Origin of the sequence: Acidovorax sp. sic0104 (assembly GCF_019219095.1) — a bacterium.
Classification (GTDB): domain Bacteria; phylum Pseudomonadota; class Gammaproteobacteria; order Burkholderiales; family Burkholderiaceae_C; genus Acidovorax.
Genome location: NZ_JAHUWH010000015.1, coordinates 55,469 through 77,435, shown reverse-complemented (window position 1 = coordinate 77,435; position 21,967 = coordinate 55,469). Strand labels below are relative to the sequence as shown.

Here is a 21,967-nt window from a genome sequence, read left to right as displayed (position 1 = left end):
ATCACGGCTGGGCCGGGCCAGGGGACGTGCGTGCGGATCGCTCTGCCGGTTGCGCCTGCTGCACCTGGCGCACCCGCGATGCCAGCCACACCAGCACCAGCACAGGCAGGCCCAGCAGAGCCGTCGACGTGAAGAACTGAGCGTAGCCGAACGCGTTCACGTAGTCGCCCGAGAAGCCCGCCACGAACTTGGGCAGCAGCAGCATCATGGAGCTGAACAGCGCGTACTGCGTCGCCGAGTAGCTCACGTTGGTCAGGCTCGACAGGTACGCGATGAACGCGGCCGAGGCGATGCCGCTGGCCAGGTTGTCTGCCGAGACCACGGCGATCAGCGCCGTCACGTCGTGCCCGTGGCCCGCAAGCCATGCGAACAGAAGGTTGCTGGCCGCGCTCAGGATCGCGCCCAGCATCAGGATGCGCATCACACCGAAGCGCATGGACAGCACGCCGCCCACGAAGGCGCCGGCCAGCGTCATGATGACGCCGTAGACCTTGGTGACGGCGGCCACCTCGTCCTTGGTGAAGCCCATGTCCACGTAGAACGGGTTGGCCATGATGCCCATGACCACGTCGCTGATGCGGTAGACGGCGATCAGCGCGAGGATCAGCACCGCGTGCCAGCCATAGCGGCGCAGGAAGTCGGCAAACGGCTCCACCATCGCGCCCTGGATCCATTCGGCAGCGTTCTTGGCCGGGGGCAGGGCCACGGGGGCAGGCTCGCGGGAGAACAACACGGTGACCACCCCGACGGCCATCGATGCCGCCATCACCAGATAGGCCGTTTGCCAGGCCCCGTTCTGATACGCGGCCGCGCCTTGCAGCACGGCCTGGCCCACGGCAGGTGCTGCCTCGGCACGCGCCGCGATCCACAGCACGCCCGCGCCGGCCCAGATCATGGCCAGGCGGTAGCCCGTCTGGTAGGACGCGGCCAGCGCTGCCTGGTGGTTGGCGTCGGCCGACTCGATGCGGAACGCGTCGAGCGCGATGTCCTGCGTGGCCGAGCCGAAAGCCACGGCCAGCGCGCACCACACGATAGGCCCGAGCGTGAGGCGCGGGTCCGACACCGCCATGCCCACGAGTCCCGCCACCACCACCGCCTGTGACAGCAGCAGCCAGCTGCGCCGCCGCCCCAGCAGCGGCGTCAGCACCGGGATGGGCATGCGGTCCACCAGGGGCGCCCAGACCCACTTGAAGCCATAGGCCAGCCCGACCCAGCTCAGATACCCGATGGTGCTGCGGTCGATGCCCGCCTCGCGCAGGCGAAACGACAGCGTGCCCAGCACCAGCAGCAGCGGCAGGCCCGCCGCGAAGCCGAGGGTGAGCATGCGCAGGCTGGCAGGCTCCAGGTACACGCGCAGGGTCTGCAGCCAGGGCGTGCGTGCGGGCGGTTGCGTGGGCAGTGCCGGGCTGTTGGATCGGGAATGGTTGGCGGAGGTGTCTGACATGGGCGCCCGGAGGTTTTGTCTATCATCGCTGACACCTTGCAGCGGGCGCTCCAGCCTCCATCTGGCTGGCAGTGCCGCTGCTCGGGGACACGGCCTGTGCCTTGCGGTCCCGCGTCAGTGCAACCGCCTATTATTCCCTTGCCCTCTTCCCTTCAGGTGATCCGGTATGTGCCTTCTGTGCCCCACGCCTTCCGTTGCGCCCTCGTCGCCCTGGTCCGCGCGCCGCGCCTTCCTGCTGGCCGCCGGAGCCACCGCTGCCGCGCCCGTGCTGGCGCAGGTGGATGTGGGCACCGCCTCCAGCGTGCGCAAGCTGATTCCGGCAGAAACGCTGGAGAACTCCGCCGCGCAGCAGTACCGCCAGATGCTGGAGCAGGCCAAGGCCAAGCGGGCCCTGGCGCCCGAAGGGCACCCGCAGCTGCAGCGCCTGCATGCCATCGCCAAGCGCCTGATTCCCTACGCAGCGCCCTGGAACGACCGCGCCAGGCAGTGGCGCTGGGAGGTCAACCTGATCGGCAGCCAGCAGATCAACGCCTTCTGCATGCCCGGCGGCAAGATCGCCTTCTACACGGGCATCCTCGATCAACTCAAGCTCACCGACGATGAGGCCGCGATGATCATGGGCCACGAAATGGCCCATGCCCTGCGCGAGCACGCCCGCGAACGGCTGGCCAAGACGCAGGGCACCAACCTCGCGCTGCGCCTGGGCTCGCAGCTTCTCGGGCTGGGCGACCTGGGGCAGGCGGCGGCCGGCCTGGGCGGCCAGTTGCTCACGCTGCAGTTCAGCCGCTCGGACGAGAGCGAGGCCGACCTGGTGGGGCTGGAGCTGGCCGCGCGCGGCGGGTTCGACCCCGCGGCCTCGGTGAGCCTGTGGAAGAAGATGGGCAATGCCACGGGCAGCAAGCAGGGCGGGCTGGCCTTCCTGTCCACACACCCCTCGGGCCCCGCGCGCATCAAGGAGCTGGAGCTGAACGTGCCCAAGGTGCAGAAGCTCTACGAAGCGGCACGGCGCAACGGCTGATTTGCTATTGAATCGATAGCTGTTTGCGGTGATGGGGCAAGCGCAAAGGCCTGATTTCTCTTGTTTTTCAGCCTACGCTCACGCGGTTGCGGCCGGTGTGCTTGCTCTGGTAGAGCGCCTGGTCGGCCCGCGCGATGGCCGCCGGCAGATCGTCGCTGCCCGTCACCTGCGCCACGCCGAACGACATGCTCAGCGGTACCGGCGTGCCCTGGTTTTCCAGCGCGATCTGCTCGATGGCCACGCGGATGCGTTCGGCCGCTTCGGCGGCAGACGCCCGCGAACTGGCGGGCATGAGCGCCAGGAACTCCTCGCCGCCCCAGCGCGCGACCACATCGCTCTCACGCAGCTGGTGCCTGAGAACCTGCGCCACCGCCACCAGAACGCGGTCTCCCGTGGCATGGCCGTGGCGGTCGTTCACCTGCTTGAAGTGGTCGATGTCGCACAGCATCAGCGCCACGGGTTCGCCCGTGCGCTGGATGCGGGTCAGCGTGTGCCCGGCCAGCGTCTGGAAGTGGGCGCGGTTGTTCAGGCCCGTCAGCCCGTCGAGCGTGGCCTGCCTGAGCAGCCTGTTCTCGGCAATCAGGATGGTGCGGCGGTAGAACGCAGCCAGGGCCGCGAACATGCCGAAGACCACGCACACGTGGATGGCATTGACGATCTGCTGCCCCTTGCCGGCCAGCGGCGCCAGCGGGCCCAGCTGGTCGCACACGAAGCGCAGGCCCAGGTAGTAGGCCAGCAGCGCCAGCACCACGGGAACGGCGTAGCGGCCCGAGTTGGCGATCACCACGGCAGGAATGAACAGCCACAGGTAGTAGTGGAAACCGCTGTCCCAGCCCACCAGCAGCGACCCCAGCGCGGAGTGCGCGATCACCTCCAGCCAGATGAGCAGGATGCCGGCGGTGTTGCGCCGCCGTCGGATGAGCGCATAGGCCCCCAGGTACATCGCGATGCTGGCCACGTTGACCACCGCGAGCGGTACCGAGCCCAGCCAGAGGAACAGCACGATGTACAGCCCGTCGATGGCAGCCGCCGTGAGCGCCACACGCTGTGCCATGGCCCAGTAGGCCTTGCCGGCGACGCTGGAGCCCCGCTGTGCGGGCTCGTAAGGACGTGGGGCACGCGCGGGGTGGGCCGGAGAGCTTGCGAAGGAATCCATGGAGGGGCCGCCGAAGGGTGCCCCATGGCCCCCGGTTGTTAACAAAATGTCACATCCTAGGCGCCGGCCGCGCAGGGCATCCGCAGATCAGGCCTGCGAAAACAGGCCAGTTGCCCGGAATCCCGCCCTGTAGGACCCGGGTACAGGCAGTCAGAGCGCCTGCACGGGCCGCCACTCCACGGCCATCGGGCTCTTGCGCGAGAACAGTTCGATGTGGGAGTCGATCGCGAACTGCACCCGGGCCAGGCTGGCATCGTCGTCGGCGCTGCAGTCGAAGTGCAGGGCACTTTCGTCGGCGCGCAGCACGCACAGGCCCCACGGGAAGTGCGCTTCGCCCCGGTGCTCGTCGTAGGTCACGTTGATCTTGCGGGTGAAGTGGAAGCACAGGCGCTGCAGATAGCGGCTGGCTTCGGGCGTGGGCACCTGGCCCTGGCGTCGCATCATGGGTGGGGAGAGGTTGTTGTGGGAGAAAAGGGCTCGGACAGAGGCAGTGCCGCATCGGCCAGCACCAGCAGGTTGCCTTGCGAGCAGCGTTCCACACGCGCCCGCACGCCATAGGCGCGTTGCAGCAGCGCCGGGGTGAGCACCTGCGCGGGCTCGCCGGCGGCCAGCACCGTGCCGCCGCCCAGCACCAGCACATGCTGGCAAAAGCGCAGGGCCAGATTCAGGTCGTGCACGGCCACCAGGCCGGTCGCACCCTGCTGCTGCACCATGGCGCGCACGGCCTGCAGCACCTGCAGTTGCCAGCGCAGGTCGAGTGCGCTGGTGGGTTCGTCCAGCAGCAGCAGGCGCGGCGCGCGCACGATGACCTGGGCCAGCCCCACCATCTGGCGCTGCCCGCCCGAGAGTTCGTCGAGCCGGCGCAGCGCCAGCGCCTGCAGGCCCAGCGCCGCCACCACCGACTCGATCGCCGCCTCGCGCTGCGCGGTGCTCCATTCGCTGCGGCCGGCGCGCAGGGCGCTCTGCCAGGTCTCGTAGGCCACGAGCGAGGTGCTCTGCGGCAGTGCCTGGGGCAGGTAGCCCACGCGCCGCAGGCGCTCCCGCGGGGCCAGCGTGGTCAGGTCGGTCCCTTCCAGCAGTACACGTCCCTGCGCGGGCCGCAGCCCGGCCACGGCCTTGAGCAGCGTGGACTTGCCCACGGCATTGGGGCCCACCACGGCCACGAGGGTGCCGGCGGGCACGGCAGGCAGGTCCACGTTCTGCAGCACGGGCCGGCCGGGATAGCCGGCGCTGAGTTGTTGGAGGCTCAAGCCTGTTGTCATGTCAAGCCTCCATGGCGCCGTGCGTCCCCGGCGGCCGAGGAAACTGGCGCGGCCCAAGCCAGCGCCCCCGCGCAAGGGCCGCCCCGCCGCGCTGGGGGCGTCCCCCTCCCGCATTGCGCAGCAATGCGAGAGAGAGAGGGGGAAGACGCGCAGCGGCTCAGGGGGTGCTTCATACGGCCCTTCTCTGGCGCAGCACCAGCACCATGAACAGCGGCACGCCGACCAGCGCGGTGATGATGCCGATGGGTAGCACCACGCCGGGCACCAGCGCCTTGCTCAGGATGGAGGCCAGCGACAGCATCAGCGCTCCGGCCAGCGCGCTGCCCGGCAGGTAGTAGCGGTGGTCTTCGCCCAGCAGCATGCGCGCGATGTGCGGCCCCACCAGGCCCACGAAGCCGATGGTGCCGACGAACGACAGGGCGGTGGCCGCCAGCAGGCTTACGCGCAGCAGCGTCAACAGCCGCAGCCGTTCCACCGCGATCCCGAAGCTGCGCGCCTGGTCCTCGCCCGCGCGCAGCGCCGTGAGGGCCCAGGCCTGGTGCGCCGACCACAGCAGGCACAGCGAGAGCACCGTGCCCACGATGCCGATCTTGGTCCAGGTGGCGCGGCCCAGGCTGCCCATGGTCCAGAACACGATCTGCTGCAGCGCGTTGCTGTCGGCGATGAACTGCAGCAGCCACAGCAGGGCCTCGAAGCTGAACAGCAGCGCGATGCCGAACAGCACCACCGTGTCCACCGTGGCGCCCTGGCGCCAGGCGAGCAGCTGGATCAGCGCCGTGGCGCAGGCCGCGCCGGCAAAGGCGCACAGCGGCACCGCCAGGTTCTCGCCCCAGGCCAGCAGCGTCACGCCGCTGACCACGGCGGCCGAAGCACCCACCGCCGCGGCGGCCGACACACCGAGCGTGAACGGGCTGGCCAGTGGGTTGTTGAGCGCGGTCTGCATCTCGGCCCCGGCCAGGCCCAGGCTGGCGCCCACCAGCACCGCCATGACGGCATAGGGAAGGCGCACCTCCCACAGGATGACCTGCTGTGCTTGTGGCAGGCTGGCGGGAGCGAGGAGGCCCCGCAGCACATCGCCGAACGCAAAGTTGGACGGGCCGAGCGCGATGTCTGCCACGACGCTGGCGCACAGCGCCGTGAGCAGGCCTGCCAGCAGCAGCAGGCGCAGGCGCACGAACTGCCGGTAGCGCTGCGCCAGCGGGCCCGCTGGCAGCGGGGCAGTCCCGTGGGGGTGGGGGGGCAGGGCGGTTGCGGTATCAGGCACGGTGGGCATTGCTGTAAAGGGCGGAGGGCGGTCGTCGGTGCGCGGGCTCAGCGGGCCTGCTGGGCGAGTGCCAGGGCATCGATCAGAGCGGGCGCCATGACGCTGCCATGGTCCAGGCCGGGCAGTACGGCCAGGTGCACGCGCAGCTCGGGCCACTGCAGGGCGGTGAGCTGCTGCGCCAGCGCCTCCGTGCGCTCCAGCAGCCGGCGCTCGGCCTGCACGGCAGCGCGGGCGGGCGTGGCGGCGGCCCGGGCATGCTCCAGGCTTCCCACGCGCAACTGCAACTGCGCGTGAAAGGCGCGTGGCGCCTGGGCGTGCGCTTGCGCGAACTGCGCCGCCGTCTGCAGCACCTGGCCCTGGTTCCACCAGACCGAGGGGCTGGTGGCGGCGTAGCGGGTGAACAGCGCCGGGCGCGTGAACAGCGCATGCAGCACCAGCAGTCCACCGAAGGAATGGCCGCTGAGGGTCTGCCGCTGCAGGTCCACAGGAAAGGCAGCCGCAATGCGCGGCTGCAGCTCGCGCGCGATGAAGTCGAGCAGCACGGGTGCGCCGCCGGCCTGGTCGCTTGTACTGCCGCCGCTGCTGCCCGGGGGCGGCGGTGTGTAGTCGCGCTGCCGTTCGGCGGGGTGGATCACCGCGTCACCCGGGTGGCCGATGCCCACCACGATGGCCGCGTCAGGGCGCATCTCCGGGGGGCGCTCGGCATCGTTGCGCGCCAGTTGCGAGGCCAGCGCGAACGCGGCATTGCCGTCCAGCACATACAGCACCGGGTGGCCGGTGGGCGGCATCGGCCCTGCAGGGCGCTGCACCCAGATGCGCCAGGTGCGGCCGCTGGCCGGGTCGCGCAGGTCTTGCTGGTGCGTGCCCGGCAACATGGCGGGTGGTGCCCGGTTCAGCGGCGGCGAGGGCTGCCCGGGCCTGCCGCTGGCGCAGCCGCTCAACATGCCCAGCAGGCCCAGGCCCGCACCGGCGCTGGCGGCAAGCATGGCGCGGCGCGGCGGCGTCCCCTGCGGCAGGCGCAGTGCGGGCATCAGAGGCTGGTCCAGTACACGCCGGTCAGCGGTATGGGCTGGAACTGGGTGTACATGGTTTGCAGCGTGGCGCGCGGGTCCAGGTCGGCAAACAGCTCGGGGTGCAGCCATTTGGCGAACACCTGCACGGCCACCACGTTGAAGGGGGAGTTGTAGTAGTGGTGCCAGATGGCGTGGGCGCGCCCCGCCTGGTGCACGGCCTCCAGCTGGGCGATGCCCCGGCGTTGCGTGGCGCGCACCAGCGAGGCGCGGGCAGCCTCGGGCGTCGCGTCGGCACCCAGCACGATGCGCAGCGGCGACTTCTCGGTGGTGGCCATGCTCCCGATGCCGGTGCCGATGTACAGCCGGGGCTGCGTGGCGATCAGGAACTCGGGGTTGAGCGTGCCGTGCTCGCCTGGAATGCGGCCCCGCGCCACGTTGTCGGCGCCAGCGGCATCCAGCAGCACGCCCACCAGGCCCACCATGGTGGCGCAGCAGTCGTCGGCCAAGCCCACCCGGTTCTCCAGGAAAACGCTGGGGCGGCGGGTGCCTGCGGGCAGCGTGCGCAGGCGGGACTCGACCCGTTCGAGCTGGGCCCGCCACAGGGTGTTGAAGGCGTCGGCCTCCTTGCGCTTGCCCAGCACGGCGCCCAGCAGCTCCATGCTGCGCGGCGTGTTCCTGAGCGGGTCGTGGCGGAAGTCGATGAACACCACGGCGACGCCTGCCGCTTCCAGCCGCGCCAGGGTCTCGCGGTCGTTCTTGCTCGGCCCGTGGCCGCCGGCCAGGCCCAGGATGGCGACCTGCGGGCGCAGCGCAATGGCCTGCTCGTCGCTGAAGCTGCCAGCGTTGTTACGGCCGACGCGGGGCACCTTGTCCAGCTGCGGAAAGCGGTTGCGCCACTGGGCGTAGCCGGCCGGGTCCAGCGTCTCGTAGTCGCCCATCACGCCCACCAGGCGGCGGGCGACGTCTTCGCGTTCGAACACGCCCAGCGCGGGCAGCAGCCGGCCTTCGCCGAGCAGGATGCGGTCCACCCTGGCCGGCAGGGTGACGGTGCGGCCCGCCAGGTCGGTCACCGTCTGGGAGGCGCCCTGGGCCTGGGCGGGGGCGGCAAAGAGCAGGGCGCAGAGCGCGGCTGCCAGCGGGGCCAGGAAACGGGGGAGTGTGAGGGTCATGGGCGGATGCAAGGTGCAGGACACGCGAGCCGATGGAGCGGCCGGCAATGAGCACTATTGAGAATCATTTGCATTTATTATCGCAAGTTGCTAGCATCCCACGTGCTGGTGTCCGGCGTGTTTGCCTCATGGAGAAAAACCTTTGCGCAAACGTCTGGCGCGGCCGGGGTGGTGCGGGGCGTTCCGTCTTCGGCATCCATCTCGTCGTACTTCCGCACTTCTTCGCCGCACTCTTCGCACCCCATTCCCATGTCCGCCGTGAGCCCCCTGACCGTCCAGCCTGCGGCGCCTCCGTCGGAAGGCATGCGGGCGTCGCTGCTGCGCCATCTGCAGCGGGTGCGGGTGCTGCGGCCGGGGCTTCATCTGCACGCCGACGACACGGCCGACGTGCAGGACTTCACGGCCAGCGGCGACATGGAAACGGGGCTGCGCATCGTGGTGCTGCTGGAGGGCTCGGTGGACGTGAGCTACGGCCCGCGCCGCGTGGCCTTGTCCAGCAGCACGGCCCAGCGTGCGCGCGAGCCTGCATTGCCGCGGGCGCTGCTGGTCTCCGTGGCCGAGCCCGAACGCTTCGAGCGGCGCGCGCGCCGGGGCACGTATGCGCGCCGCGTGAGCGTGGGCCTGGGCGGTGAATGGCTGGAGCAGGTGGCGGGGCCCGCAGCGTCCGACGCCATCGAGGCGTTTCGCCGCCAGCACCTGGCCATGCACCACTGGCAGCCATCGCCCCGCATCGCCGCGCTGGCCGAGCAGATCACCCACGCGCCGGACCTGAGTCCCTTGCTGCTGCACCTTTACCTGGAAAGCCGCGCGCTGGAGCTGGTGGGTGAAGCCCTGGGCAGCCTGGCCCAGCATGCCCCCGGGCCGGCCCCCGCGCCGGCGCCTGCCCCCGCACCGGCCGCCGCCGCGCTGCGCCTGCTTCCGCATGAGCACCAGCGCATGCGCGCGCTGCATGCTTTTTTGCAGACCGACGGCGCGATGGACATGTCGCTCGACGCGCTTGCGCGCCAGGCGGGCACCAATGCCAACACGCTGCAGCGGCACTTCCGCGCGGTGTATGGCACGACGGTGTTCGACTTCGTGCGCGAAACCCGGCTGCAGCGCGCGCGCCACGCGCTCGAGCGCGACGGCCTGACGGTGGGGCAGGCGGCGCTGGTGGCGGGCTACAACAGTGCCGCCAACTTTGCGACGGCATACCGCAAGCGCTTTGGCATGCCGCCCAAGCTGGCCCGAGCGAGGGTTTGATGCCGCCCTGAGCGGCTGCGCCGCTTCCCCTCTCAAGGAGGACGCCACCCGTGGCCTGGCGGGTGCTGCGCCCTGTGCGGGTGGCGGGGGTGTGGCAAACGTCTTTGTTGGGCGTGCAAACACAGACGGCAGGGCTGCGTGAAATCATCGATGCCATGCCCGATGTGATCCATCGGCACGCCTTGCACAACGCTTCGGGCACTGCGTCTTCACTGATTTTTTCTCTGAAGTCCGTGCGTGTCCTGGGTGGAATCGCATTCATTCTTGTTTGCAATCCTGCGGTGGGGCGTACTCCCTTTTCCCTCGTTTTTATTTCAGGACTTCTATGCAGACTCGCCGCCCATTCCCGGGTGTTTCCCGGGCCCAACCTTTTGCCTTGCGCCAGGTGGCCCAGGCCTGCGCGTGGACCTTGCTGGCCGGTGCCGGCGCGGCCTGGGCGCAGAGTCCGGCCGCTGCGGTGGCGCTCAAGGAAGTGACGGTGAATGCGGCAGCCGAGACGCCCGAAAGCCTTCCGGCCGCAGCGCCCGGCGGCCAGGTGGCCAAGGGTACGCGGCTGGGGGTGCTGGGCAATGTCGGCGTGATGGACACGCCCTTCAACATGACGGGCTACACCGCCGAAGGCATTGCCGACCAGCAGGCCCAGACCGTGGGCGCGGTGCTCAAGAACGACCCTTCGGTGCGCACCACCACCAATGAAGGCCACATCGTCGAGAACTTCATCGTCCGGGGCTTCTCGCTGGGCGCCAGCGCCATGGCGATCAACGGCGCCTACGGCCTCGCGCCCGAGCAGAACACGCCCACCGAGATGTTCGAGCGCGTGGAAGTGCTCAAGGGCCCAGGCGCCATGATGATGGGGCTGCCGCCGTCCGGCGACGTGGGCGGCGCCATCAACCTGGTGCCCAAGCGCGCGGGCAAGGAGGCGCTGACGCGCGTCACCACCACCTATTCGTCCAAGTCGAACCTGGGCGTGCATGCCGACGTGTCGCGCCGCTTCGGCCAAGGCCAGCGCCTGGGCGTGCGCGTCAACGGCGTGCTGTCGGGCGGCGAGACCTGGCTGGACCACCAGACCAAGGCGCGCGAGATCGGCCACCTGGCGCTGGACTACCAGGGCGAGGGCTGGAATGTGGAGGCCGATGCCTATTCGCTCAAGAACAAGGTGCGCAAGGGCTCGCCCATGCAGCCCATCATCACGGGCTGGACCACGGTGCCCAAGGCGCCCGATGGCTCCACCAACTTCTTCTACGGCGAAGGCGTGTACAGCAACACGCTCACACAGGGCCTCATCGTGCGCGGCCAGGCCCGGATCAATGCGGGCTGGACGGCGTTCGCATCGGCCGGCAAGGCTGAGCATTCGTACGATGGCTTCATCTTCGGCACACGCCCGGTGTGGACAGCAGCGAACGCGGCCTCGGGCAATGCCACGGGCACGGCTTACAACTCCTGGGGCGAGTACGACACCACCACGGCCGAGTTGGGCCTGCGCGGCCAGTTCAGCACCGGTGCCGTGGCCCACAAGCTGACCCTGGCGGCCAACGTGATGAACTACGAAGGCGGCAGCCGTGCCAACGGTACGGCCGCCATCAACAGCAACATCTACAACCCCCGGCCCATCACCATGCCGGCCGGCGCGGCGGCGGCCACCTACAACAAGCTCAACGACGACGCCATGTCGGCATTGAGCGTGGTGGACACGCTGTCGTGGGCCGACGACCGGGTGCAGGTCACCCTGGGCCTGCGCGCGCAGCAGGTGAACCAGAAACTCAACAAATACAAGGAAAGCGCCGTCACGCCGCTGGTGGGCGTGGTCGCCAAGCCCTGGGGCGAGAACATCTCGCTGTACGGCAACTACGTGGAAGGCCTGAGCGCAGGCACCACGGTGAAGGCGCCCTATGCCAACGAAGGCGAGACCTTCAAGCCCTACAAGAGCAAGCAGGCCGAGGTGGGCGTGAAGTGGGCGATGGGCAGCCTGACGCAGACGGTGAGCCTGTTCCAGATCAGCAAGCCGGCGCTGATCGAAGCCAACAACCGCCAGGTGCTCGACGGCGAACAGCGCAACCGGGGCGTGGAGTGGAACGTGTTTGGTCAGCTGAGCCCGACGCTCACGCTGCTGGGCGGTGCGGCCTACACCGAGGCCAAACAGACCAAGACCGCCAAGGGCGTGAACCAGGGCCGCGCGCAGTTCGGCGTGCCCCGGCTCACGCTGAACCTGGGGGCGGACTGGGCCATACCCGGCGTGCAGGGCCTGTCGGTCAACGGCCGCGTGAACCACACGGGCGCGCAATGGCTCACGGGCGACAACAGCGTGAAACTGCCCGCCTGGACCACCCTGGACGTGGGAGCCCGCTACGCCACGCGTTTCGGGTCGCAGCCGGTGGTGTTGCGCGCAACGGTCACCAACCTCACCAACCGCGCGTACTTCGACAGCCTCTGGGGCGCCGGCCGGGTGAACGTGGGCGCACCGCGCGCCGTGCGCGTGTCGGCATCGTTCGACTTCTGAGGCGGTGCGACATCGCCCTGACGGGTGGCTGGCGTGTGACCTGGTGGGCGCGCCGGCTTACCCATGCGGGGTGCGAATGCTATCAATGTAGTAGCTGCTGGCGCTTGCCCATCAAGCGCAAGAGGCTGAAAAGATTCAAAGCATGGTGCGGGCCGCGACTCAGGTCCCGCCCACGTAGGGATTGCTCGTGCGCTCGCGGCCAAAGGTGCTCTCCGGGCCGTGGCCCGGGATGAACACCGTCTGGTCGCCCATGGGCCACAGGCGCTGGGTGATGCTGTCGATGAGGTCCTGGTGGTTGCCCATCGGGAAATCCGTGCGTCCGATGCTGCCTGCGAACAGCACGTCGCCGACGAAGGCCCGGTCGATCTGCGGCGCGTGGAACACCACGTGGCCAGGCGTGTGGCCTGGGCAGTGGCGCACATGCAGCGTCTCGTGGCCGATCTGCACCGAGTCGCCATCGGCCAGCCAGCGCGTGGGCGTGAACGGCTGCGCAGGCGGAAACCCGAACATCGCGCTTTGCTGCGGCAGCCCGTCGATCCAGAACTGATCGCCAGGGTGCGGCCCCACGATGGGCAGCGCCAGCCGCTCGGCCAGCTCCCCCGTGCCGCCCGCATGGTCGATGTGCGCGTGCGTGAGCCAGATCTGCTCCAGGGCCAGGCCCAGGCGCTCAGCCTCGGCGAGCAGGGTGTCGAGATCACCGCCCGGGTCGATGACGGCGGCCTTGTGCGTGGCGTCGCACCAGACAATGGAACAGTTCTGTTGGAACGCTGTGACGGGGACGGTGAGATAGCGGAGCATGGCAATCCAGGTGGTTGTTGCTAACAGAGAGTGGATTTTGCAAACAGAATGTGGATCTGTTGATAACAGAGAGTGGACTTTGCGAACATAGACTGGACCTTGCTGACTTACGGTTGGCACTCTCTGCCGACATGCGCACGGAGCAGCGTGCTGGGCTAGTGGGTAAGTTTTGCGATTTGGCTAAGTCCGTGACTCACAGCAGGGCTGCTTTCGTTTGCGTCCGCGTTTATTATTCTGGGTAATTAAAGTCGTAAACACGCGAATAAAGTCGTAAACAAGCCTCCAGCATTCACGCGGGTTTGCGGGGTGGTCATTTGTAACAGTAAAGTCGTAAACTCGAACTTGACTGGTACCGGCGACCTAGAAATACGAAGCAACCTGCAGCCCTGTTTGGGCTTGTTGCTATATAAAAAAGAGCGCCCAGTTTGAGCGCTCTTTTTCTTTGGTTTTTCTAGAAGTTCTTGTGGTCCGAGTGGCCCCCAAAAAGGCTCCAATGACTGCAAGAGGCTGGATGCTGTCTTTCAACCGGCAGTAAGTGAACGACTGCTGCAATCAAGAGCGGACGGTAGGGCGCAGCATCGGGTGCGCTAGGCAGTCCCACCGTATACAGCTCTCCAATGCGGCGTCCTTAGCGTCGGTAAGGATGCCAGTTCACGACGATGATCGAACGGCGTGTGCCAAAACATGACAGTACTACTTGACCGCTAGGTCCGCCAAGGCTCTCGTAAGTGCGCTTCTTGCTCGTGCTGCATGTATCGAATCCACCCGCTCCGCGAGGATCTGTCCCAACTGTTGAAGCTGACGAGCCGTAAGACCCACGTTCATGCTGATGCCCATGTGCGACTGCAGCTGCGATTCGGCGCCGGCCAGGGCCGATAGCATGCCCACCGTCGCGATTTCCCGGCTCTGCCAATCCAAGTTGTCACGCTCGAAGATTTCGCCGAAGAGGTGGGTCTTGAGGTACTGGTTGATGGCCGGTGCGAAGTCGAACAGCGGGCCCTTGACGGGCGCACCCACCAGGCGCGTCTGGTTGGCGGTGCCGGCTGCCAGCAGGGCATCGCCTTGGGGGATGGGCCGGCTGGGCGCGCGCCCGGGGGCGTCCTGCAGGCCGCGCTGGCGACGGGCCTCCAGCACCTTCATGAGCTCGCCCAGCGCGTTCAGACTGCGCGGGAAGCCCGCGTAGGCATACACCTGCACCAACACTTCGCGCGCGTCGCCCACTGTCAGGCCCGCGTCCAGGCCCTGGTCCAGCGCAGGGCCCAGGCGCGCGATGTCGCCGGCCGCTGCGAAGGCGGCGATGGGCACGATGGCCTGCTGGCGTGGCGAGAGCGTCTCGTTGGTCTGCGCGGCGGTGGGTTGCATTGCTTTGAGCTCCTGAGGGCTGGTGGATGCATGGCTCGGTACAAGTGCCAGGCACGCCAGCAGGCCGATCGCTGCAAGCCGGGCCATGCGCTCAACGCGCCGTGGTGTTGCTGTTGTATTGCTCATCGCTGACCTTCTCCATCCATTCGACGTTCTTGCCATCTGCCGTGCCGGTCACGGCCAGATGGGTCATGGCCGTGCTGGACGCGGCGCCGTGCCAGTGCTTTACGCCGGGCGGGCACCAAATCACGTCGCCGGGGCGGATTTCCTGCACCGGTTTGCCCCATTCCTGCGTGCGGCCTGTGCCCGAGACCACCACCAGTCGCTGGCCTGCGGGGTGGGTGTGCCAGGCAGAGCGGGCGCCGGGCTCGAAGGTGACATGCGCGCCCGATGCGCTGATGCCTTTGTCGGCAGGCCAGATGGGATCGACGCGCACGCGGCCAGTGAAGAATGCATCGGGCCCGGCGGCCGAGGCCTGGGCGCCGGCCCGTGTAATCTGCTGAGTGCTGGTGGCGGCCAAAGCGGGTGCCTCGGTCGCGGCGGCCGCGCCGCCCTGGGCCACGGCCAGGGCGAAGGCTGTTCGCATGAGGGTGGGGTTCATAATCTGGCGCTCCTGAAGGTTGGAAGGGGGCGGCAGGCGGGCTGTGACACCGCAAGCCGGTGCAGTGACTGTAGACAGGGGTGATTGGGCTGAGAAGATGCCAAAATCGGCATGCACTTGTGCAGCACATTCACCAATCCATGGCCTCTGGCGAAAACCTCAACGATCTGCGCGCCTTCGTGGTGGTGGCGCGCGAGCGCAGCTTCACCCGCGCCGCGGCGCAACTGGGCCTGTCGCGCTCGGCACTCAGCCATGCCATGCTGGCGCTGGAGGCGCGCCTGGGCGTGCGCCTGCTGTCCCGCACCACGCGCAGCGTCTCCACCACCGAGGCGGGCGCGCGCTTGCTTGCCACGGTGGCCCCGCGCCTGCAGGAGATCGAGGCCGAGCTGGGCGCCTTGAGCGCGATGCGCGACAAACCCGCCGGCACCGTGCGCATCACCGCGCACGACCACGCCATTGCTACTGTGCTCTGGCCCCGGCTGCAGCCGCTGCTGCTGGAGTACCCCGACATCCGCATCGAGTTCAGCGTGGACTACGCCTTCACCGATATCGCCTCGCAGCGCTTCGATGCGGGCGTGCGCGTGGGCGACCGGGTGGACAAGGACATGGTTGCCGTGCGCATCGGGCCGCCGTTGCGCATGGCCGTGGCGGCCTCGCCGGCTTACCTGGCATGCAAGGCGCTGCCGGCCACGCCGCACGATCTGACAGGGCACCAGTGCGTGAACCTGCGCCTGCCCACGCACGGCGGCCTGTATGCCTGGGATTTCGAGAAGGACGGGCAGGCCCTGGCCGTGCGCGTGCAGGGCCAGGTGGTGTTCAACAACACCCAGCTGATGCTGCAGGCGGCGCTGGACGGCCTGGGCTTTTGCTACGTGCCGCTGGAGATGGTGCAGCCGCACTCCGCGCATGGCCGCCTGGTGCCGGTGCTGCAGGACTGGTGGCCGAGCTTCTCGCCCTATCACCTGTATTACGCCAACCGCCGCCAGACAGCGCCCGCGCTGGCCCTGGTGATCGAGGCACTGCGCTGGCGTGAATAGGTGACCAGTGCAGCAGCGGCATGGACCATGCCACGATCACCCCCACGAGTCGCCCCGCAGCGCACAACACAAGTCTTGGCAGATCGGGTGTCTCGCCTGGCGCACTAGGCGGCGCGCGAACCGTTCAGGCGCAGCGCCTTCACCACCAGAGAAAACGCGGGCGAGGGCTGGCGCTTGCTGGGGTAGTACAGGTGGTAGCCGGCAAACTTGGGGCACCAGTCCTGCAGCACGCGCACCAGCCGCCCGGACGTGATGTGCGGCATCAGCTCATCTTCTGGCAGCAGGGAGATGCCCAGCCCGGCCAGCGCCGCGTCGACCTGCGGCGCGGAGGTGTTGAAGATCAGCGGCCCATCGACACGCACGTTCATCTTGCGGCCGCGCTTTTCAAAATCCCAGACATAAAGACCGCCCGATGTCGGCATACGCTGGTTGATGCACTGGTGCCGGGTGAGGTCTGCGGGCGTCTTGGGAACGGGGTGGGCCGCGAAGTACCCGGCAGAGGCGACCACCGCCATCTGCAGCGGCGGGCCGATGGGCACGGCAATCATGTCGTTGTCGATAGTGTTGCCCATGCGGACACCGGCGTCGAACCGGTCGGCCACGATGTCGCGAAAGCTGTAGTTCACGTCGAACTCCAGCTTGATCTCGGGGTACTCGCGCAGCAGCGGCGCGAGCTTGGGCAGCAGCACCGTGTGCAGCACGTTGTCGCCACAGGTGATGCGGACCGTGCCTGCGGGTTTGTCCCGCAGCTCAGTCAGCGCGTCGAGCTCGGCCTCGATTTCCTCGAAGCGGTGCCCGATGGCCTTCATGAGCCGCTCGCCAGCTGATGTCGGTGCGACGCTGCGGGTGGTGCGCGTCAGCAGCCTTATCTGCAGGCCCTCTTCGAGCCCGCGGATGGCTTGGCTGAGGGCCGATTGGGTGACGCCCAGCGTGCCCGCCGCGCGCGTAAAGCTCCCCTCGCGCGCGACCGTCACAAAGGCCAGCAGATCGTTGAAATTGCGTCGCGGCATCGATGGCGCTCCCTTGCAACTTGTTGTCCGACTTGTTATCCAGGCTAATAAATGTATTAAGCATTGATTACCTAGTCAATGGATGCCCTGGCCGGCACACTTGCCTTCAAGCCCCAGGGCAACAGCACAGGCAGCGCGCTGCACTCCCACAGCAAAAGGAACTCCGGCCATGAAACACCACGCAGACCCCGCCCATCCATTCTCAGTCGGGCAGACCGACCGATCGCCCGACCGGCGCGAATTCCTGAGGATCGCCGGCACCGGCGCAGCCGCCGCCGGCATGCTGTCGACGGCGGGCGGCACGGCATTCGCCGCAGCGCCGAAGATGGGCGCAACACTGCCCACTGGCGCTGCCAACTTCTACACGAGCAACCAGGTCGTCGTGCAGCAAGTGAGTTTCAAGAACCAGTACCAGATGACCGTGACAGGGACACTTTTCGTACCCAGCACGCTGAATCCGAAGAAGCGCACCCCGGCCATCGTCGTCGGCCACCCCATGGGTGCGGTGAAGGAGCAAAGCGCCAATCTTTACGCAACGAAGATGGCCGAGCGGGGCTTCGTGGCCCTGTCGGTGGATCTGGCGTTCTGGGGCGGCAGCGAGGGCCAGCCGCGCAACGCGGTGTCTCCCGACATGTATGCCGAAACCTTCAGCGCTGCAGTTGACTTTCTGGGCAGCCAGGCGTTCGTGGACCGGCAGCAGATCGGCGCCATCGGCGTATGCGGCAGCGGCAGCTTTGTCATCAGTGCCGCCAAGATCGATCCGCGCCTGAAGGCCATTGCCACCGTCAGCATGTACGACATGGGAGAGGCCAACCGCAATGCGCTCAACCACTCGCAAACGCTGGCGCAGCGCAAGCAGATCATCGCTGCCGCCGCGGCGCAGCGCGACGTGGAGTTCAACGGCGGTGCAGTGCAGTACACCGGCGGCACAGTGCTCAGGCTGCAAGCGGACACGCACCCCATCCAGCGCGAATTCTTCGACTTCTACCGCACCCCGCGCGGTGAGTTCACGCCGCTGGGCGCTTCGTCACAGACCACCACCATGCCAACGCTGAGCAGCAACGTGAAGTTCATGAACTTCTACCCGTTCAACGACATCGAGACGATCTCGCCCCGGCCGCTGCTGTTCATCACCGGCGACCAGGCGCACTCCCGTGAATTCAGCGAAGACGCCTATAAGCGTGCTGCCGAGCCTAAGGAACTGCACTACGTGCCCGGTGCCGGCCATGTCGACCTGTACGACCGGGTGACCCTGATCCCATGGGACAAGCTGGCATCGTTCTTCGACCGCCACCTCATCAAGGCACGGGCCTGATGGCGGCCCCTGCCATCACCGCGAGCGCCGGCATCCCGCTTGACAAGGAAGACGGTGATCGCCCTGCGCACTGGGGCGGGGTCTTCGCGATGACGCTGTGCATCTTTGCGCTGATTGCTTCGGAGTTCATGCCCGTGAGCCTGTTGACGCCGATGGCATCGGACCTGCAGGTCACGGAGGGCATGGCCGGGCAGGGCATTGCCATCTCCGGCGTGTTTGCGGTGCTCGCCAGCCTGTCGATCCCAGCGTTTGCAGGGCGAATCCATCGCAAGGCGCTGCTGCTCTCGCTGACGGCGATGATGTGTCTTTCCGGTGCCATTGTCGGCCTCGCGCCCAACTACCTCACGTACATGGTGGGTCGGGCGCTGATCGGCGTGGTCGTCGGCGGCTTCTGGTCCCTGTCGGCTGCCACCGCCATGCAGCTGGTTCCACCGTCCAAGGTGCCCCGTGCGTTGGCCATCTTCAACGGCGGCAACGCACTGGCAACGGTCATCGCCGCGCCGCTCGGCAGCTACCTTGCGTCCATCATGGGCTGGCGCGGGGCCTTCTTGTGCCTGGTGCCCATCGCCGTGGTCGCATTCGCCTGGCAGTGGTTCAGCCTGCCAGCCATGCCGGCCTTGCCGCGCGCAGGGTCTGGCAACGTGCTCAGGCTTTTCAAGCGCCGGCCGGTCGTGCTTGGCATGCTGGCGGTGGGCACTTTCTTCATGGGGCAGCTTTCGCTGTTCACCTACCTGAGGCCGTTCCTTGAGGCGGTGACAGGGGTCGATGTATTCATGCTGTCCGTCATACTGCTCGCGCTCGGCGCCGCAGGCTTCGTCGGCACCCTGTTCATCGGGCGTTTCTTGAAAGCAGGTTTCTATGCCACCCTGGCCATCATCCCGGTGGTGATGGCTGCCATCGCTGTGCTGCTCACGGCCCTGGGCGGTTCTGTTGTCGCCACCACGGTGCTCCTGGCGCTGTGGGGCATGGTGGCCACTGCGGCCCCGGTCGGCTGGTGGACATGGATCGCGCAGACCCTCCCGCAGGACGCCGAGGCGGGCGGCGGGCTGATGGTGGCGGTGGTCCAGCTGTCCATTGCACTGGGGTCCACTTTCGGCGGACTGCTTTTCGACGGCAGTGGCTACCGGGCTGCTTTCCTCTTCAGCGCTGCGCTGCTGCTGATCGGCGCATTCTTCGTGATCTTGACGGCGCGTGCGAGCCACGCGAGACCCACATGACGCAACACCATTCCCTGTGCGCCAACACGGCACGAGCTCACCCATCCTGCCAGCTGCGTACCGTGTTTCTGGCCACCGCACTCCTTGTGTTCAGCTTGGGCAACGCTGCTGGACAGGCGCTGCCCAGCGTGCCGTTGGCAAGCCAGAAAGACGTAGCACTGGCATCCGACACTTCAAAGGCAACGCGCATGCAGCTCACCGTTGGAAACCGTCGTTTCACTCTCACGGTGGCTGACACCGATGCCGCTCGCGCATTCGTCAGTCAATTGCCGCTGACGCTGGACATGCCGGACCTCAACAGCAATGAGAAGCACGCCAAGCTGCCCAAAGCACTGCCCGCAAATGCAATTCGACCGGGCACGATAAGCAACGGCGACCTCATGCTGTACGGCTCAGACACCCTGGTCCTTTTCTACTTGGGTTTCGAGTCGGCCTATTCATACACGCGCCTTGGCCGTGTCGATGACCCGAGCGGCCTGGCGCAGGCGCTCGGCCAGGGTACAGCTCGCATCACTTTCTCGCGTTGGTAGCCGTCACTCCCCATTGCGCGCCTACCTTGCATTGCGGGGAAATTATTAGCTAAGGTAATAGCAGCAATAAGCAATCGTTCGGTAGTCAAAGGCCTGCTTGCCCGACAAACTCAATGCGCGGCAAGACGAACAGAACAACACGCCGCATCGGTCAGCACGCCTGCATGGCCTCCACAAATGCGGTTTCCAACAAGGACACAGTCCATGCCCCACGAAACACACAACGATCTGCCAACGGAAATCAGTGCCGACGAGGCCGCCCTAGTGCAAGACATGCCTGAGCTCAAGGGCGTTGGCCAGGCGCGGCGCACATTCATGGTGCAAACCGGTGGCGGCGGCATCGGCCTCTTTGCCGCCAACTTACTGGCCACGGAGTCCGCGCTGGCACAGCTGCCGCCAGTGCCGGGTGCGGCGTCCGCGCCCATCGTCGCGCATAACGTCGTGGTGGTGACGTTCAAGGTCAACGGCACACCGCAGACGCTGCAGCTCGACTCGCGCGTGGTGCTGCTCGATGCACTGCGCGAGCGGCTTGCGCTCACCGGCTCGAAGAAGGGGTGCGACCAGGGCCAGTGCGGCGCCTGCACGGTGCTGGTCGACGGGCAGCGCGTGCTCTCGTGCCTGACTCTGGCCGCCACGCTCGAAGGCCGGGAAGTCACGACCATCGAGGGCTTGGCAAAGGGCGACCAGCTGCATCCGATGCAGGCCGCGTTCATCAAGCATGATGGATTTCAGTGCGGCTACTGCACATCGGGGCAGATCTGCTCTGCCATCGGCATGTTGGGCGAGGCCCGGCGCGGCCAGGTCAGCCACGTCACAGAGAACATTGGCAGGACAACGACCCGCCTCACGGACGACGAGATCCGCGAGCGCATGAGCGGCAACATCTGCCGCTGTGGCGCGTACCCAGGCATCGTCGCCGCGATTCAAGAAGTCCATTCGGGCCGGCAGGCAGCCCAGACCTGGGGCTTTGCCACCGAAGCGCAACTTGCGATGGCATCCACCGCTACAAGCCGTTCGAAGGAGGATGGCCATGAGACCGTTTGAGTATGTTCGCGCGCCCGATTCCGCCGCCGCTACTGCGGCGGTGTCGGCCGTGCCCCAGGCCAAGTACCTGGCCGGTGGCAGCAACTTGCTGGACCTGATGAAGGAGGACGTCGAGCGGCCCACGCGGCTGGTGGACATCACGCGGCTGCCGCTGCGCGAGATCCAGCGCACGCGCTCCGGCCTGTCCATCGGCGCGCTGGCAACCAACAGCGAGACCGCCAATCACCCGCTGGTCCGGGAGAGCTACCCGTTGCTGACGCAGGCGATCGTTGCAGGTGCCTCCGGGCAGTTGCGCAACATGGCGACCAATGGCGGAAACCTGCTTCAACGCACGCGCTGCAACTACTTCTACGACACGTCGATGCCCTGCAACAAGCGCGAGGGTGGTAGCGGCTGCGGAGCGCGGGAGGGCCTGAACAAGATCCACGCGATCCTGGGCTGGAGCGAATCGTGTGTGGCGACCTACCCTGGCGATATGGCAACGGCCTTGTATGCGCTGGATGCCAAGGTGCGTGTGCGCGCACCGGACGGAAGTGAGCGGCTGATCGCCATCACCGACTTCCACCGGCTGCCGGGCGATACGCCGCAGCGCGACAACAACCTGGAGCATGGCGATCTGATCCTCGCCATCGAGCTCCCGGTGCCGTCGGGCGACTTTGCGCGCCATTCGCACTACCTGAAGGTGCGCGACCGCGCCTCGTACGCCTTTGCGATGGTCTCGGTGGCCGCGGCGCTGCAGCTGGACGGCGGCACGATACGGCAGGCGCGCGTTGTGCTGGGAAGCGTCGCCCACAAGCCCTGGCGCAGTGCGGAGGCCGAGGCCGTGCTGGTCGGCCAGCGCGCCGATGAGGCCACCTTTCAGCGTGCGGCCGAAGCCGCGTTGCGCGATGCGCGGCCACTGGCGCACAACGCCTATAAGGTGGAACTGGGTCGTCGTTCTGTCGTGCGGGCGCTGATGCGCGCCTCGCGACTGGCTTGAGGAGAAGAT

General features: G+C 67.5%; 20 protein-coding genes. 9 read left to right on the top strand and 11 right to left on the bottom strand.

Annotated elements, in window-relative coordinates; genetic code table 11:
• Position 1: 1 nt before the first annotated feature.
• Positions 2–1,444, bottom strand: a complete 1,443-nt coding sequence (locus KW835_RS20815; protein WP_218385951.1) for an MFS transporter — start codon at positions 1,442–1,444, stop codon at positions 2–4.
• A 166-nt stretch (positions 1,445–1,610) separates the two neighbouring features.
• Between KW835_RS20815 and KW835_RS20810 the strand changes: the two genes are divergently transcribed.
• Positions 1,611–2,462 carry a M48 family metallopeptidase gene (locus KW835_RS20810; RefSeq protein WP_218385949.1) on the top strand — a complete coding sequence of 284 codons (852 nt, stop codon included), beginning with the start codon at positions 1,611–1,613 and terminating at the stop codon, positions 2,460–2,462.
• A 67-nt stretch (positions 2,463–2,529) separates the two neighbouring features.
• On the opposite strand, the gene KW835_RS20805 is transcribed toward KW835_RS20810, so the two are convergent.
• The 6 genes from KW835_RS20805 to KW835_RS20780 form a co-directional block, all read right to left on the bottom strand.
• Positions 2,530–3,618, bottom strand: coding sequence for a GGDEF domain-containing protein (locus KW835_RS20805; RefSeq protein ID WP_218385947.1), 1,089 nt, complete (start codon positions 3,616–3,618; stop codon positions 2,530–2,532).
• Positions 3,619–3,768: 150 nt separating this feature from the next.
• Positions 3,769–4,062: a DUF2218 domain-containing protein gene (locus KW835_RS20800; RefSeq protein WP_218385945.1), complete on the bottom strand. Its 294-nt coding sequence runs from the start codon at positions 4,060–4,062 to the stop codon at positions 3,769–3,771.
• Positions 4,059–4,880: an ABC transporter ATP-binding protein gene (locus tag KW835_RS20795; RefSeq protein ID WP_218385944.1), complete on the bottom strand. Its 822-nt coding sequence runs from the start codon at positions 4,878–4,880 to the stop codon at positions 4,059–4,061. The genes KW835_RS20800 and KW835_RS20795 overlap by 4 nt, the downstream gene beginning before the upstream one ends.
• A 169-nt stretch (positions 4,881–5,049) precedes the next feature.
• A complete protein-coding gene (locus KW835_RS20790) occupies positions 5,050–6,153 on the bottom strand; it encodes a FecCD family ABC transporter permease (protein ID WP_370633665.1) in 1,104 nt (367 codons plus the stop codon).
• A gap of 38 nt (positions 6,154–6,191) precedes the next feature.
• On the bottom strand, positions 6,192–7,175 hold the full coding sequence (locus KW835_RS20785) for an alpha/beta hydrolase (protein ID WP_218385942.1): 984 nt from the start codon (positions 7,173–7,175) through the stop codon (positions 6,192–6,194).
• Positions 7,175–8,326 (bottom strand): ABC transporter substrate-binding protein, encoded by a 1,152-nt coding sequence (locus KW835_RS20780; RefSeq protein ID WP_218385940.1) that lies wholly within the window; start codon positions 8,324–8,326, stop codon positions 7,175–7,177. The genes KW835_RS20785 and KW835_RS20780 overlap by 1 nt, the downstream gene beginning before the upstream one ends.
• 249 nt (positions 8,327–8,575) lie before the next feature.
• On the opposite strand from KW835_RS20780, the gene KW835_RS20775 reads away from it, so the two are divergent.
• Positions 8,576–9,568 (top strand): helix-turn-helix transcriptional regulator, encoded by a 993-nt coding sequence (locus tag KW835_RS20775; protein ID WP_255593744.1) that lies wholly within the window; start codon positions 8,576–8,578, stop codon positions 9,566–9,568.
• A gap of 325 nt (positions 9,569–9,893) precedes the next feature.
• Complete coding sequence (locus KW835_RS20770; protein WP_218385938.1) at positions 9,894–12,065, top strand: TonB-dependent siderophore receptor; 2,172 nt, start codon at positions 9,894–9,896, stop codon at positions 12,063–12,065.
• Positions 12,066–12,224: 159 nt separating this feature from the next.
• Here KW835_RS20770 and KW835_RS20765 read toward each other — a convergent pair whose 3' ends face one another.
• The 3 genes from KW835_RS20765 to KW835_RS20755 all read right to left on the bottom strand — a co-directional run bounded on the left by KW835_RS20765 (position 12,225) and on the right by KW835_RS20755 (position 14,811).
• Positions 12,225–12,863, bottom strand: a complete 639-nt coding sequence (locus KW835_RS20765) for an MBL fold metallo-hydrolase (RefSeq protein ID WP_218385937.1) — start codon at positions 12,861–12,863, stop codon at positions 12,225–12,227.
• A gap of 693 nt (positions 12,864–13,556) precedes the next feature.
• A complete protein-coding gene (locus KW835_RS20760) occupies positions 13,557–14,225 on the bottom strand; it encodes a carboxymuconolactone decarboxylase family protein (protein WP_255593743.1) in 669 nt (222 codons plus the stop codon).
• Between the two features lie 91 nt (positions 14,226–14,316).
• On the bottom strand, positions 14,317–14,811 hold the full coding sequence (locus KW835_RS20755) for a cupin domain-containing protein (protein ID WP_218386042.1): 495 nt from the start codon (positions 14,809–14,811) through the stop codon (positions 14,317–14,319).
• Positions 14,812–14,966: 155 nt separating this feature from the next.
• Here KW835_RS20755 and KW835_RS20750 point away from each other — a divergent pair, with 155 nt between their 5' ends.
• Positions 14,967–15,863, top strand: coding sequence for a LysR family transcriptional regulator (locus KW835_RS20750; protein ID WP_218385933.1), 897 nt, complete (start codon positions 14,967–14,969; stop codon positions 15,861–15,863).
• Positions 15,864–15,967: 104 nt separating this feature from the next.
• On the opposite strand, the gene KW835_RS20745 is transcribed toward KW835_RS20750, so the two are convergent.
• Positions 15,968–16,873, bottom strand: coding sequence for a LysR family transcriptional regulator (locus KW835_RS20745; RefSeq protein WP_218385931.1), 906 nt, complete (start codon positions 16,871–16,873; stop codon positions 15,968–15,970).
• 169 nt (positions 16,874–17,042) lie between these two features.
• Between KW835_RS20745 and KW835_RS20740 the strand changes: the two genes are divergently transcribed.
• The 5 genes from KW835_RS20740 to KW835_RS20720 all read left to right on the top strand — a co-directional run bounded on the left by KW835_RS20740 (position 17,043) and on the right by KW835_RS20720 (position 21,958).
• A complete protein-coding gene (locus tag KW835_RS20740; protein WP_255593740.1) occupies positions 17,043–18,188 on the top strand; it encodes an alpha/beta hydrolase in 1,146 nt (381 codons plus the stop codon).
• Entirely contained in the window at positions 18,188–19,405 is a 1,218-nt protein-coding gene (locus tag KW835_RS20735) for an MFS transporter (protein ID WP_370633664.1), read from the top strand. Before KW835_RS20740 ends, KW835_RS20735 begins: the two co-directional genes overlap by 1 nt.
• A complete protein-coding gene (locus tag KW835_RS26940) occupies positions 19,402–19,935 on the top strand; it encodes a cyclophilin-like fold protein (RefSeq protein ID WP_255593738.1) in 534 nt (177 codons plus the stop codon). Before KW835_RS20735 ends, KW835_RS26940 begins: the two co-directional genes overlap by 4 nt.
• A gap of 204 nt (positions 19,936–20,139) precedes the next feature.
• The gene (locus tag KW835_RS20725; protein WP_255593736.1) at positions 20,140–20,979 is read left to right on the top strand and encodes a 2Fe-2S iron-sulfur cluster-binding protein; all 840 of its coding nucleotides are present in this window, start codon (positions 20,140–20,142) and stop codon (positions 20,977–20,979) included.
• Positions 20,966–21,958: a xanthine dehydrogenase family protein subunit M gene (locus KW835_RS20720; RefSeq protein ID WP_218385929.1), complete on the top strand. Its 993-nt coding sequence runs from the start codon at positions 20,966–20,968 to the stop codon at positions 21,956–21,958. Before KW835_RS20725 ends, KW835_RS20720 begins: the two co-directional genes overlap by 14 nt.
• The last annotated feature ends 9 nt before the right edge of the window (positions 21,959–21,967 follow it).